Source organism: Phenylobacterium sp. (assembly GCF_013822795.1).
Lineage (GTDB): Bacteria > Pseudomonadota > Alphaproteobacteria > Caulobacterales > Caulobacteraceae > Phenylobacterium.
In genome coordinates, this window is record NZ_PNLB01000003.1 from 94,979 (window position 1) to 107,247 (window position 12,269).

At 68.5% G+C, this 12,269-nt stretch carries 16 protein-coding genes; 6 read left to right on the forward strand and 10 right to left on the reverse strand.

Annotated features, from left to right (window positions below; translation table 11 throughout):
* Positions 1-26 precede the first annotated feature (26 nt).
* From scpB to C0481_RS03560, 5 genes are all read right to left on the reverse strand, one after another.
* A complete protein-coding gene (gene scpB / locus C0481_RS03540) occupies positions 27-674 on the reverse strand; it encodes an SMC-Scp complex subunit ScpB (protein WP_293400742.1) in 648 nt (215 codons plus the stop codon).
* A complete protein-coding gene (locus C0481_RS03545) occupies positions 671-1,474 on the reverse strand; it encodes a ScpA family protein (RefSeq protein WP_293400744.1) in 804 nt (267 codons plus the stop codon). The genes scpB and C0481_RS03545 overlap by 4 nt, the downstream gene beginning before the upstream one ends.
* Complete coding sequence (nagZ, locus tag C0481_RS03550; protein WP_293400746.1) at positions 1,471-2,493, reverse strand: beta-N-acetylhexosaminidase; 1,023 nt, start codon at positions 2,491-2,493, stop codon at positions 1,471-1,473. Before nagZ ends, C0481_RS03545 begins: the two co-directional genes overlap by 4 nt.
* Positions 2,490-3,299 (reverse strand): SPOR domain-containing protein, encoded by an 810-nt coding sequence (locus tag C0481_RS03555; RefSeq protein WP_293400748.1) that lies wholly within the window; start codon positions 3,297-3,299, stop codon positions 2,490-2,492. The genes nagZ and C0481_RS03555 overlap by 4 nt, the downstream gene beginning before the upstream one ends.
* Positions 3,300-3,398: 99 nt before the next feature.
* Positions 3,399-4,622, reverse strand: coding sequence for a deoxyguanosinetriphosphate triphosphohydrolase (locus C0481_RS03560; protein WP_293400750.1), 1,224 nt, complete (start codon positions 4,620-4,622; stop codon positions 3,399-3,401).
* 27 nt (positions 4,623-4,649) lie between these two features.
* Between C0481_RS03560 and erpA the strand changes: the two genes are divergently transcribed.
* Positions 4,650-4,982 carry an iron-sulfur cluster insertion protein ErpA gene (erpA, locus tag C0481_RS03565; protein ID WP_293400752.1) on the forward strand — a complete coding sequence of 111 codons (333 nt, stop codon included), beginning with the start codon at positions 4,650-4,652 and terminating at the stop codon, positions 4,980-4,982.
* 48 nt (positions 4,983-5,030) lie between these two features.
* On the opposite strand, the gene C0481_RS03570 is transcribed toward erpA, so the two are convergent.
* The gene (locus tag C0481_RS03570; protein ID WP_293401051.1) at positions 5,031-5,978 is read right to left on the reverse strand and encodes a CsgG/HfaB family protein; all 948 of its coding nucleotides are present in this window, start codon (positions 5,976-5,978) and stop codon (positions 5,031-5,033) included.
* 153 nt (positions 5,979-6,131) lie between these two features.
* Here C0481_RS03570 and xth point away from each other — a divergent pair, with 153 nt between their 5' ends.
* From xth to C0481_RS03590, 4 genes are all read left to right on the forward strand, one after another.
* Positions 6,132-6,911 (forward strand): exodeoxyribonuclease III, encoded by a 780-nt coding sequence (gene xth, locus C0481_RS03575; protein WP_293400754.1) that lies wholly within the window; start codon positions 6,132-6,134, stop codon positions 6,909-6,911.
* A 72-nt stretch (positions 6,912-6,983) separates the two neighbouring features.
* On the forward strand, positions 6,984-7,361 hold the full coding sequence (locus tag C0481_RS03580; RefSeq protein ID WP_293400756.1) for a hypothetical protein: 378 nt from the start codon (positions 6,984-6,986) through the stop codon (positions 7,359-7,361).
* Positions 7,361-8,167 carry a DUF2145 domain-containing protein gene (locus tag C0481_RS03585; protein WP_293400758.1) on the forward strand — a complete coding sequence of 269 codons (807 nt, stop codon included), beginning with the start codon at positions 7,361-7,363 and terminating at the stop codon, positions 8,165-8,167. The genes C0481_RS03580 and C0481_RS03585 overlap by 1 nt, the downstream gene beginning before the upstream one ends.
* Positions 8,168-8,228: 61 nt before the next feature.
* The gene (locus C0481_RS03590; RefSeq protein ID WP_293400760.1) at positions 8,229-8,831 is read left to right on the forward strand and encodes a DUF4126 domain-containing protein; all 603 of its coding nucleotides are present in this window, start codon (positions 8,229-8,231) and stop codon (positions 8,829-8,831) included.
* Here the strand turns inward: C0481_RS03590 and C0481_RS03595 are convergent.
* Positions 8,821-9,204, reverse strand: a complete 384-nt coding sequence (locus tag C0481_RS03595) for a YidB family protein (RefSeq protein WP_293400762.1) — start codon at positions 9,202-9,204, stop codon at positions 8,821-8,823. The genes C0481_RS03590 and C0481_RS03595 overlap by 11 nt on opposite strands.
* A gap of 128 nt (positions 9,205-9,332) precedes the next feature.
* Between C0481_RS03595 and C0481_RS03600 the strand changes: the two genes are divergently transcribed.
* Positions 9,333-9,974 (forward strand): hypothetical protein, encoded by a 642-nt coding sequence (locus C0481_RS03600; protein WP_293400764.1) that lies wholly within the window; start codon positions 9,333-9,335, stop codon positions 9,972-9,974.
* Between the two features lie 4 nt (positions 9,975-9,978).
* Here C0481_RS03600 and C0481_RS03605 read toward each other — a convergent pair whose 3' ends face one another.
* The 3 genes from C0481_RS03605 to C0481_RS03615 form a co-directional block, all read right to left on the reverse strand.
* On the reverse strand, positions 9,979-10,662 hold the full coding sequence (locus C0481_RS03605; protein ID WP_293400766.1) for an aspartate/glutamate racemase family protein: 684 nt from the start codon (positions 10,660-10,662) through the stop codon (positions 9,979-9,981).
* A gap of 100 nt (positions 10,663-10,762) precedes the next feature.
* Entirely contained in the window at positions 10,763-11,242 is a 480-nt protein-coding gene (locus tag C0481_RS03610; RefSeq protein ID WP_293400768.1) for a glutathione peroxidase, read from the reverse strand.
* Between the two features lie 42 nt (positions 11,243-11,284).
* A complete protein-coding gene (locus C0481_RS03615; protein ID WP_293400770.1) occupies positions 11,285-12,211 on the reverse strand; it encodes a Gfo/Idh/MocA family oxidoreductase in 927 nt (308 codons plus the stop codon).
* Between the last annotated feature and the right edge of the window lie 58 nt (positions 12,212-12,269).

Below are 12,269 nucleotides of genomic sequence, written 5' to 3' on the forward strand. Positions count from 1 at the left end.
GGTCACGCTGCAAGACGCCACGCGTCCTAATGCGCTGGATCGTCCTCGCCCAGGAAATCCGTGTGGAATTCGGGCGCCTCGTCGTCCCCCAACGGGTCTTCTTCAGGCATTCCGAGGCCGGCGGGGTTGGGAACATTGAAGTCCGGCGGCAGATCAAGGCTGAGCAGTCCCGCCGCCTTCATCTCGGCTACGCCGGGCAGGTCGCTCAGACTGGCTAGGCCGTAGTGCTCGAGAAAGGCGTCCGTGGTGCCATAGGTTACTGGCCGACCGGGCGTCCGGCGACGGCCGCGCATCCGCACCAGCCCCAGCTCCAGCAGAACATCGAGCGTGCCCTTGCTGGCCTGGACGCCGCGCACCGACTCAATTTCCGCGCGGGTGACCGGCTGGTGATAGGCGATGATGGCCAAGGTCTCCTGGGCGGCCTTCGACAGGCGGCGCGGCTCCTCGCGCTCCTCGGTCATCAGGAAGGCCAGGTCCTCGGCGGTTTGAAAGCGCCAGCGGCCGGCGACGCAGGCCAATTCCACGCCCCGGCCCTCGTAGGTCTTCTGCAACGCGGCGATGGCCGCCTCGACATCGGCGCTGGCCGGAAGCCGTTTGGCGAGGTCTTCCCGGCTGAGCGGACCGGCGGCGGCGAACAGCAGCGCCTCGATCTGGCGTTCGGTCTCGCTGCTCACGGCCGCAACTCCTTGCGGGCCCGAAGGTAGATGTCGGCGAAGGCTTCGAGCTGGCGGGTCTCGAGCGCCCCTTCCTTGACCAGCTCCAGGCTGGCCGAGAGGGTCGAGGCGACGTAGGAGGCCTGGCTAGGCCCCTCCCCCGCGGGCCGAAGCGGCGCGACGCCGTTGAGCGGCGTCCAGCGGTCGAGATCGGGCAGCATGTGGCGCAGCCGGTCGCGGGCGTCTTCCAGCGGATAGGCCTGCTGGACGCGGGGCGTGTAATGGCGGCCCTGCTCCTTGCGGCGCTGCTCGATATAGGCGCTCATCAGGCCGTAGAGGTCGCCCTCGAGCCGGGTCGAGGGCACGACCTTGATGGCTTCGGGGTCACCACGGACGAAGACCTCGCGGCCTAGCTGGGTCCCGTCGCGCAGGGCGTCGGCGGCCTTGCGCATGGCGTCGAGCTTGGCCAGACGGAAGGCGAGCTGGGCGGCCATCTCCTCGGCCGGCAGTTCCTCGGCCTTCGGGCGCTCGGGCCTGGGCAAGAGCAGCCGCGACTTCAGGTAGGTCAGCCAGGCGGCCATGACCAGATAGTCGGCGGCCAGCGAGAAGCGCACGCGCCGGGCCTGCTGGACGAAGCTCAGATATTGATCGGCCAGCTTGGTGATCGACAGCTGGAGCAGATCGACCTTCTGGTTGCGGGCCAGGGCCAGCAGGACGTGCAACGGGCCTTCGTAGCCGTCGATGTCGATAACCAGCGCATCGCCGTCTTCGGCCGCGGTCCTGGCCGCATCGAAGTCGAGCGTGGGCTGGAAGGCGCTCACGCGGCCCACCTGCCGTCGAAGGCGGCGTCGAACCGGGCGCGGGCCTCGTCGAGGTCGAAGGGCTCGGCCACCTTGGCCAGCCGGCCGAGCGCCGCCTTGGCGCGGCGCAGGGCCTGACCCGAAAGCGCCTTGGTCCCGGCCAGCACGGCCTTCATCTCGGCCATGTCGCCATTGCAGTGCAGGACCACGTCGCAGCCGGCGGCGAGCGAATCGCGGGCGCGATCGGCGAACTCGCCGCCGAGCGCCTTCATCGACAGGTCGTCGCTCATCACCAGGCCATCGAAGCCGATCGCCCCGCGGATGACCTGACTCATGGCCTTCTTCGAGGTCGTCGCCGGCCGCTTGGCGTCGACGGCCGAGTAGACCACGTGGGCGGTCATCGCCATCGGCATGTCCGACAGCATCTTGAACGGCGCGAAGTCCCAGGCGTCGAGCTCGTCAAAGGACGTGTCGACCACGGGCAAATCATGGTGGCTGTCAGCCATGGCGCGGCCGTGGCCCGGGATGTGCTTGATCACCGGCAGCACCCCGCCCGCGATCAGCCCCTCACAGGCGGCGCGCCCCAGCAGCGCCACCCCGTCGGGGGTCTTGGCGTAGGCGCGGTCGCCGATGACGTCGTGCGCCCCGGCGACCGGCACGTCGAGCACCGGCACGCAGTCGACATTGATCCCCAGCGCCGCCAGGTCGTGCGCCAGCAGGCGCGCGCCCAGACGGGTGATCTCCCGCCGCAGCAGCGGATCGTTGGAGGCCAGCTCGCCGTAGGCCCGACCGGGCGGATAGCGTCGCCAGTGCGGCGGCCCCAGGCGCTGGACCCGGCCGCCCTCCTGGTCGATCAGCACCGGCGCGTCGGGGCGGTCGACCGTGGCCCGCAGCTGGTCGACCAGCTTGCGCACCTGATCCGGCGTCTCGACGTTGCGGGCGAAGAGAATGAACCCCCACGGCCGGACGTCGCGGAAGAACGCATCTTCCTCCCGCGAGAGCGTCAGGCCCGAGCAGCCAAGGATCGCGGCGGCGGTCACTTCACGAAACAGCTTTTGCCGGCCGCCTTCAGCTTGTCGCAGAAGGCCGCGGCGTCGGCGCGGCTGGAGAAGCCGGTGACCTGGGTGCGGTAGAGGGTCGAGGTCCCCTTCTGGACCGCCTCGACCTTCTTGCCCTTGCCGGCGGCGACGCCGGGAGCGACCGCGACGGCCTTGTTCCATTCGGAGTCGGCCAACGCCTGGGACGAGAAGGCGCCGATCTGGACGGCGGCCGAACCGCCAGCAGCGGCGGGCCGGGGCGCCGGCGCCTGGGCCAGAGCCGCGTCGATCGACTTCGGCGCCGGAGCGGCGGGCGGCGTGACCTTGGTCACCGGGACGGCGGGCGGAGCCACGGCCGGGCGCAGGCCGCCCGACGTGGTCGGCGCGATCGGCGCGGCCGAGACCGGCGAGGTCGGGGCCGGACGCGGCGGCGGCTGCACCGTCACCGGAGCCGGGCGGGCCTGGGGCTGTTCCGGCGGCGCGGTGAAGTTCGGCGCGGCCGGGGCCTCCGAGCCATCTTCCGAGTGGTAGATTTGCAGACCGGCGGCCGGATCGGCGGGCTGAGCCTCGGCGGGCGGCGCGGCTTTCATCTCGGCCACCGGTGCGCCGACGGTGCGCGGCGCATCGCCGGCTTCGCGCACGCCGGAACGGTAGAACATGATGATGGCGACCACGAGCGCGATAAGGACCAGGGCGCTCAGGATCAGCATGACGGGCGCAGGGCCGCCGCCGCGCACCGGCTGGCGCGCATCGAAGGACAGCGGCGCGTCGGTCGGGGGCGTATAGGCGCCGCGATCGGGGTCGGACATGGAAGGCTCCGAAAAGGACTCGGTGGCCGCGGCGCGAATCGCGCGCGGCGTTTCGGTGAGTTTACCGAAGGGAACCGGGCTTCGAAGCCAGCCCTACGTCTAATTCCAGACGTCGAGGTGGAAAAGTCGGCGGTGCTCTTCGATGGCGAACCGGTCGGTCATGCCGGCGATGTAGTCGCACACCACTCGCGCCCGCCCGGCCTCGTCGCGGTTCTGCGAGCGAGCGAACCACTCGGTCGGCAGGACGTCAGGCTCCGCCATGAACAACTGGAACATCTCGGCAAGAATACGGCGGGCCTGGCTGCGCGTGCGATTGACCTTCCAGTAGCGGTACATGCGGTTCATCAGGAACTCGCGCAGGCGCGACAGGTCCTCAAGCATGTCCCGGGAAAAGGAGACGAGCGCGTGGTCCATGTTTCGCACGTCCTCAGGCGTGGCGACCTTGGCCTCCAGGGCGCGGCGATGGGTCTCAGCCAGAACGTCGTCGACCATGGCCCCGATCATGCGCCGGACGGCTTCCAGGCGGGTGATCACAGGGTCCACGCCCGGATAGTCCTTGTAGACTCCGGCCAGGATCGGCCCGATCAACGGCACGTCCAGCAGGTCGTCCAGCGTGAACAGGCCGGCGGCGACGCCGTCGTCGACGTCGTGATTGTTGTAGGCGATGTCGTCGGCCAGAGCCGCCACCTGGGCCTCGGCCGACGCCCAGGTCGACAGGCGCAGGTCGTAATCCTTGTCGAACTCGGCGATCGAGTTCCACGACGGGCGGTCCAGCTTATCGGCGACCGGCCCGTTGTGCTTGATGATCCCTTCCAGAGTTTCCCAGGTCAGGTTCAGGCCGTCCCATCCGGGATAGCGGCGCTCCAGCTTGGTGACGACCCGGAAGGTCTGCACGTTGTGGTCGAAGCCGCCGTACTTCTCCATCTGGATCTGCAGCTCGTCCTCGCCAGCGTGTCCGAACGGCGGGTGGCCGAGATCGTGGGCGAGCGCGATGGTCTCGGCCAGGTCAGCTTCGAAGCCCAGCGCCGTAGCCACCGAGCGAGCGATCTGCGCAACCTCAAGCGAATGGGTCAGCCGGGTTCGAAAATGGTCGCCTTCGTGAGCGACGAAGACCTGAGTCTTTTCCTTGAGTCGCCGAAACGCCGTTGCGTGGATGATTCGGTCGCGATCGCGCGCGAAGGCCGTGCGGGTGCGGCTCTCCGGCTCGGACACCTTGCGGCCCAAGGACTTGGTGGGATCTTCGGCGTAGGGCGCGCGGGGCGGAAGGATCATCGGGTCTCGGTTTGACGACGCCCTCTTGGACGAAGGGCTTGGCGATCTCATATAGTCCAGGCAGAGGTTTTCCGCAGTATGACCACGACCGAACTTACCCTATCGCCCGCCGCCGCTCGCCGGCTGCACGAAATCGGCGCCGTCGAAGGCAAGCCGATCATGTTGCGCGTGGCCGTCGAGGGCGGCGGCTGCTCCGGCTTCCAGTATCAGTTCGACCTCGTCGACGCCGCCCAGCCGGACGACCTGAAAGTCGAGCGTGATGGTGCGGCCGCGCTGGTGGACGAGATGTCCCTGGTGATGCTGAAGGGCTCGGAAATCGACTTTGTCGACGAACTGGCCGGCGCGGAGTTCAAGATCCGCAACCCCAACGCCAAGTCCAGCTGCGGCTGCGGCGTCAGCTTCTCAATCTAGCCTGAATCAAAAAGGGCGGGAGCCGCGGCCCCCGCCCCTTTCGAGCCCTTAGCGCGAAGGCTCGAGCTTGGTGTTCAGCACCCAGCCGACATTGTCGTTCTCGTCGGCGACTTCCCACCAGAGGCCGTCCTTCTGGCCGGTCGGATAGAGAATCGCGCCCGGCTGCAGCGCGCGGACCAACGCGCCCTTGGCGTCCGGCGCGCGGCGCATGTTGACCGGAGCCGTCGCGGTGAAGGTCTTGGACGGCGAGGCCGGAGCCGCACCGGGCGAGTTGGACACCAGGCCCAGCTCGCTGACCATCTTCGAATAGGCCTGGATGAACGACAGGGTGACAATGCGGCCGGTCTCGGTGTCTTCGTAGCCGCCGCCGACGGCGCCGCCGAAGCCGGTGGAGCCGAAGCCGCCGCCGCCCGCGCTCCAGCCGATGTCGTTCTTCACCGCATAACCGTCGGTGACCGAGACGGTCTCGGTGGTGCGGACGTTGGTCAGCGACAGCACGGTGTTGGCTTCCAGCTTGCGGGTCTTGATGCCGCCCACCAGCGCGCCGGCGGTGCCGCCGATCAGCCCGCCGGCGATGCCGGCCAACGCCGAGCCGCCGGCGTTGCCGTCGGCCGCCTGCACTTCAGCGACCAGAACGTAGTCGGCGGCCTTGATCTGGCCCTGGCCGACGTTCGAGCCGCGCTGCATGCCGAGGCCCGAGCCGATGTCGCGTTCAGCCTGCGCGGCGTTGAGGCCCGCGCCGCGGTCCACCAGGTTGAAGCAACCCGACTTCTGGACGATCGAGCGCAGCAGCTTGGCCGGCGGAGCCAGATTGTACTGGTTCCAACCGCGCGGATCGTCGCCGTTGGTGATCGACAGCGTGCCGAGCTTGCGGGTGCAACGCGGCACTTCGGCCGATGCGGCCTCCTGCATCTTCTGAGCGTTGGACGCCTTGGCCGGACGGCCTTGCGCGAACGCACCCGCCGGCGCCGCAGTCAGCACCGCTGCGCCGACCATGGCCAGCTTTGCAAAACGCGACATGATTACCCCCGAACAATGACAATTGGTCGCAGGTAGCTAGACTATCATTGCGACAAGGTCACGTGCGTTCGCAGGGCTTGAGCCGCAGAGGCGGCGCCACTAGCGTCCCGCCCCTAGCTGGAGCAGTCGATGCGCATCGCGACCTGGAACGTAAATTCTGTCAACGCACGCCTGGAGACGGTGCTGCGCTGGTTCGAGGAGGCCGCGCCGGACGTCGCCTGCCTGCAGGAAATCAAATGCGTCGACGAGAAGTTTCCGGCCGAGGCGTTCGAGCGCCTGGGCTACAACGTCGCCGTCCACGGCCAAAAGACCTACAACGGCGTAGCCATCCTCTCGAAGGCGCCGCTGGAGGACGTTCGCAAGGGCCTGCCGGGCGACGACGCCGACGAGCAGGCGCGCTATCTTGAGGCGGTGATCAGCGGACCGCGTCCGGTGCGGGTGGCGTCGATCTACCTGCCGAACGGCAATCCCATCTCCACCGAAAAGTTCGATTACAAGCTGCGCTGGATGGCGCGCCTGAACGCCCATGCCCGCGAACTGCTAAGCTACGAGGAGCCGCTGGCCCTGGTCGGCGACTACAACGTCATTCCCGAAGCGCGCGATGCGGCCCACCCAGAGAACTGGCTGGGCGACGCGCTCTTCCAGCCGCAGAGCCGCGAGGCGTTCCGGGCTTTACAGTGGCTGGGCCTGACCGAAGCCTACATGACCGCCGACGGCGCGACCGGGGCCTACACCTTCTGGGACTATCAGGCCGGCGCCTGGCAGCGGAACAACGGCATCCGCATCGACCACGCCCTGCTCTCGCCCCAGGCCGCCGACCTGCTGCGCGGCTGCGTGATCCACAAGGACGTGCGCGGCTGGGACAAGCCCTCCGACCACGTGCCGCTGGTCGTCGAGCTGGAGATCTAGTTCGTCGCAAAGCGTTTGCCGCAATTCCGGCCCGATCCTAGCTGCACCATAAGTTCATCGGAGGTGATCCCCATGCGAGTTCTCATGATTGCGACGCTCGCCCTGGCGGCGTCCGGCGCCCAGGCCCTGGCCCAGGACAGCGCGGCCAACGCATCGGCCGCAGGCGGCGCCTCTTCCGAGGCGGCGGGCCATCTCGCCGCCGCAGGCGTGCAGGCGGTGGTCGGCGTCGCAGCCCTGCCCGTCAGCGCCGCCGCTGGCGCCTCGGTCGTCGGCGGCTCGGCGGTGGCGTCGGCGGGCGCTGGGTCAGTTGCGGCCGGCGCCGGTCTCTCCGAAGCCGCGGGCGCCTCAGCGGACTTCACGTCCGGACCGCTCAAGGTTGACGACAAGGTCGTCGTCTCGCCCGACGCGATGCCTGCGGTGCCCTACAACGCGCAGAAACCGAATCCCTGATGAAAGCCTTTCAAGCTGCTCTCGTCGCGACGGCGCTCAGCGCCGTCGCAGCCGCCCCGGCGAGCGCGCAGGACAGCTCCGTCCGCGCGATCTCCCGGCACCTGAGCGCCGAACAGGCGGCCGCGTTCTCCAAGCAGGTCGAGCGCGACCTGGCCTCAAAGGGCGCACGGGTGGCGATGGTGTTCCGCGCCGGCCGCATGCGCGACCAGCTGCCCGAGGGCATCGCCTATACCCACGGCGCGCTCTGGGTCTACCGCGACATCAAGACCGCCGACGGTGGCACGATGAAGGGCTACGCGGTCTACAACCTCTATGCCGGAAACGGGTCGGATTGGTCGAAGATCGAGAGCCGGTTGGTCCAGGACTACCCTCTCGACTTCACCCGCGGCTCCACCGTCGACGACATGGCTGTGATCATCCCCAGCCCGGAGATGCAGCGCCGAATCCTGGCGGTAATCGACAGCCCGACCTACCAAAAGGTCCACAACCCGTCGTACTCGTTGGTCGCCAACCCGTGGGCCCGCAAGTACCAGAACTGCAACAACTTCATGCTGAACGTGATCGGCGCGGCGATCTGGCAGACGGACGATCCGCAACGGATCACCACGAACCTGAAGGCCCACTACAAGCCGACGGTCGTGAAGACCAACGCCGTGGTGCGTCTCTTCGGACCGATCGCCGACCAGCGGCTGCGCACCGACGACCAGGACTCCACGGTCCGCACGGCGACCTATGAGTCGATGGCCGAGTTCATGCGCGAGAACAACATGTTGCAGGAAGCCTACGTCTTCAACTTCCAGCGCTGAGCTTCTCCTGCCCGGAGTTCGGAGCTAGCGTGGCCGCGAGAAGCTGCTGGGAGATCGGGCCATGGGCGCGGTCGAACTGGTCGGAGTGGCCGCAAGCCTGAGCTTTCTAGCGGGCTGGAGGCTCTATGCGTGCATCGCCGCCGCGGGCTTGGCTATGCGTTTCGGGCTCATCGATCTGCCGCAGAAAATCCAGGCCTTGGACGCGCTCGCCAATCCCTGGGTGATCGGCATCGCCGCCCTGGGCGCCGTGGCCGAGCTGGTCGCCGACAAGGTGATGTGGTTCGACAGCCTCTGGGACGGGGCCCACACGCTGATCCGTCCGCTGGGCGGAGCGTTGTTGGCGCTGGCCATCGTCGATGCGTCCGACCCGGCCTGGCAGGTGGTCGTGTTCATGCTGGGCGGCGGCGCCGCCCTGCTGAGCCACAGCGCCAAGGCCAGCGCCCGCGCGGTGGTGAACACCAGCCCCGAGCCGGTCAGCAACATCGCCGTCAGCGGCTTCGAAGACGTGATGACCGCCGGGGGCCTGTGGCTGGTGCTGAGCCAGCCGCACATCGCCCTCGCCGTGGCGACCTTCCTGCTGCTGTGCGCGCTCGGTGTGATCTATGTCAGCTGGCGCATGCTGAGGCGGCTTCGGCGCTGGTGGTCCCGCGGGACTAGCCCCTGAGCTTGCCGAGGATGTCAGCGATGCCGCCCAGTCCGCCGCCGGCTGGGACCTGGCCGTTCGGGGTCAGCTGATCAATCACCTGCGGCAGCACCTGGGCCAGCGTGCCGGCGGCGGCCTGCGGGTCGATACCCAGCTTGGCGGCGAATTCGGCCACCATGCCCGACGAGAGCACCGCCTGGATCTGCTCGGCCGAGACCGGCATGTTGCCGCCCGTCGAGACCCACGACTTGGCGATCTCGCCCAATCCGCCCTGTTCGAAGGCGCCGAGCAGACCGCCGAGGCCGCCCGGCTGCTGGCCAAGGAGGTCGGTAATGGCCCCGATCGGCGAGCCGTCGCCGCCCGCGCCGCCCAGAATGCTGTCCAACAGACCCATATCGCGCTCCTGTCATCTGGTGATCGAACAGATCTCCGAAGGCATATGAGACACCACCTGAGTGACACTTCAATCATCGGCTGGCGGGCGCTCTTCTCGGTTTTCGCGAACGGCGCTAGCGTCCAGGCATGAACGAATGGCCCAGGCTCTTCCTGCTGCTGGCGTTGGCCGGCGTGGTCGTGACGCTGCTGGGCAGCGCAGCGGCCTGGCTAATGGACGAAGAGCGGCGCATCCGGCGCGCGCTGAAGCGGGTCCTGAAGGGGCCGGCCGAAGCGGTGGTCATCGCCCGCGGGCGCGGGCGCGGCGCAGGGTTCAACACCTCGACCGGACTGATGGCCGTGGCCTGGGACGCCGGGGCGTGGCTGCTGATCTACCGGCTGGACGAGCTGATGGGCGCCGAGGTCATCGTCGACGGCCAGGTGGTGGCGCGTGCCTACCGCGGCGAGCCCCGGCGCGCCCTGGACCAGACGCTTGAGCACGCTGCGCGGGTGACGCTGCGGCTGATCTTCGACGACCCGCATCATCCCGACTTCGACCTCGACCTGTGGCTGGCCGGCGACGAGACGCGCCGGCGGACGACCTCGCCCGGCGACGCCATGCAGGAGGCCAACCGCTGGCTGGCGCGGGCCGAAGCGATCCTGCGCCGCCCGATCGCACCGCGCGTGGCCGCCGGCCCGCCGGGCCCTGCGTGGCCCCCTGTGGACGACGAAGACGATGCGAACGACGAGGAGCCGCCGTTCCAGCTGGGCAGCGACGAGCGGCTGCTGTGAGGCTCTAGCCCAGCGCGAAGTCGACGCCGGCCTGGGCATGGACCAGCGCGGTGTCGATCACCGGGCGATCGAGATCCTCTGGCGACAGCAGAAGACCAACTTCCGTACAGCCGAAGATCACGCAGTCGGCGTCCGCCGCACGAGCAACCATGGCCAGCACCTCGGCCTTGGAGGCCGGCGATATCACGCCCTGGCACAGCTCGTCGTAGATGATCGCGTGCAGTCGCTCGCGTTCGGCGTCGCCCGGGATCGCCGCCTCGACGCCCTGGGCCTTCAGACGGTCGCGGTAGAACGGCTTTTCCATGGTGAAGCGAGTGGCCAACAGCAGCGGCCGCGCGCAGCCCGCCGCCTTCACCGCGTCGGCGGTGGCGTCGGCAATGTGGATCAGCGGCACAGTCACCGCCGCCTGCACCTGGTCGGCCACCAGATGCATGGTGTTCGCCCCGATCATGATCGCCTCAGCGCCGGCCCGCTCCAGCCGGGCCGCGGCCTGGGCCAGAACCTCGCCGGCGCCCTGCCAGTCGCCGTCGGCCTGCATCTGCGCGATGGGCGCGAAATCCACCGACCACATCAGCAGCTGCATGGAGTGCAGGCCACCCAGCCGCTCGCGGACCAGGCGGTTCATGGCCTGATAGTAGAGCGTGGTGCTCTCGGCGCTCATCCCGCCCAGCAAGCCGACCGTACGCATTGAACCCTCGACTACGTTTGACTTGGCCGATTGAGCTGCGCGTCCCGCGCAAGCAGTCGTCCGGCTCACTGCTGGCCGCTAAGCGCCGGGCGCACCCAGCCTAGAGCGCCGCCTTGATCGCGCCGACGACCTCGTCGTCCAGCGGTTCCGTGCGCGGGCCGAAGGCGCGGATCAGCTTGCCGTCCTTGCCTACCAGGATTTTATGGAAGTTCCAGACCGGCTCGGCCGGTTCGCCCAGCACTTCCTTGGCCCACTTGTAGAAGGGGTGGGCGCTGTCGCCCTTGACGTCGGTCTTGCCGGTCAACGGGAAGTCGACGGCGAACCGGGTCTCGCAGAATTCCTTGATCTCGGTTTCGGTGCCCGGTTCCTGCCCCGCGAACTGGTTGCAGGGCACGCCCAGAACGACCAACCCCTGATCGCGATAGTCGCTGTAGAGCTTCTCGAGCCCCTCGTACTGCGGGGTCAACCCGCACTGCGAGGCCGTGTTCACCACCAGCACGACCTTGTCCCGATAGGTCTCCAGCGGCAGGTGGCCGCCTTCGATGGTGTGGAACTCAAAGTCGTAGGCGAACTTGGTCATGGCCGTGCTCCACCGCTGGGGTCTTGCCCAAACCTAACGCCGCTACCCCCGATCCTCCAACGCCTGTTCGACAGCCAGCGCCAGATCGAGCGCTCGGGCCGCCTCCTGGGCGGTCACGATCGGGCGAGGCGACTCGCCGCGCACCGCCGCCAGGAAGCCCTCGACGCTGGTCGCCAGGGTGTCCTTCACCGCCGGCGCGTCGGCATAGTCCTCGTTCAGCGGGAAGCCGGTGGTGTTGCGGAACTTGCGGCTGATGAAGTCGATCTCGACCTCGCCGGACGGATAGACCAGCTTCATGCTGCGCTTGCGCTCCAGCGCCATGCGCGAGGAATCGAACACCGCGGTGAAGCCGTCGTCGAAGGTCACCTCGGCGCGGGCCTGGTCCCAGCCGCCGGAGAAATCGACCTTGCCCTCGCCTTCCACCGCCACGGGCTGGGCGGTCGACAGCGACAGCGCCAGGTCCAGATCGTGGATCATCAGGTCGAGCACTACCGAAACGTCGAGGCTGCGCTCGGACGGGGTGCCATGGCGGATCGATTCCAGGCGCAACGGCTGCTCGGGGATGTCGAACAGGCCCATGGCCTGGAACACCACTCGCTCCTGGTGGCCGCAGGCGACGACCAGATTCTGCTTGGCCGCCTCGGCGATGATCTTGTCGGCGTCGGCCAGGCTGATGGCGATAGGCTTTTCAATGTAGACCGGCTTGCCGGCCTTTAGCGCCGCCAGCGCGCCCTCGATGTGGACGCTGGCCGGCGAGGCGACCGTGACGACGTCGCAGGCCTCAAGAAACTCGTCGATCTTGTGGAACGCCCGGCCGCCCAGCGGAACGGCCAGCGCTGCGGCGCGGTCGGGGTGGTGAGTGTCGAGCACCGCCGACAGCACAGCCCCCTTGGCGCCCGCATACTTGCGCGCGTGGTGGCCGCCGAACACGCCGGCGCCGATCACGCCGCCTCGCAGGGGTTCGCCCATGGATTCGCTCCGCAACCAACTCTAGCGCCGCGCCTTACACGGAAGCCCCACTCGACGC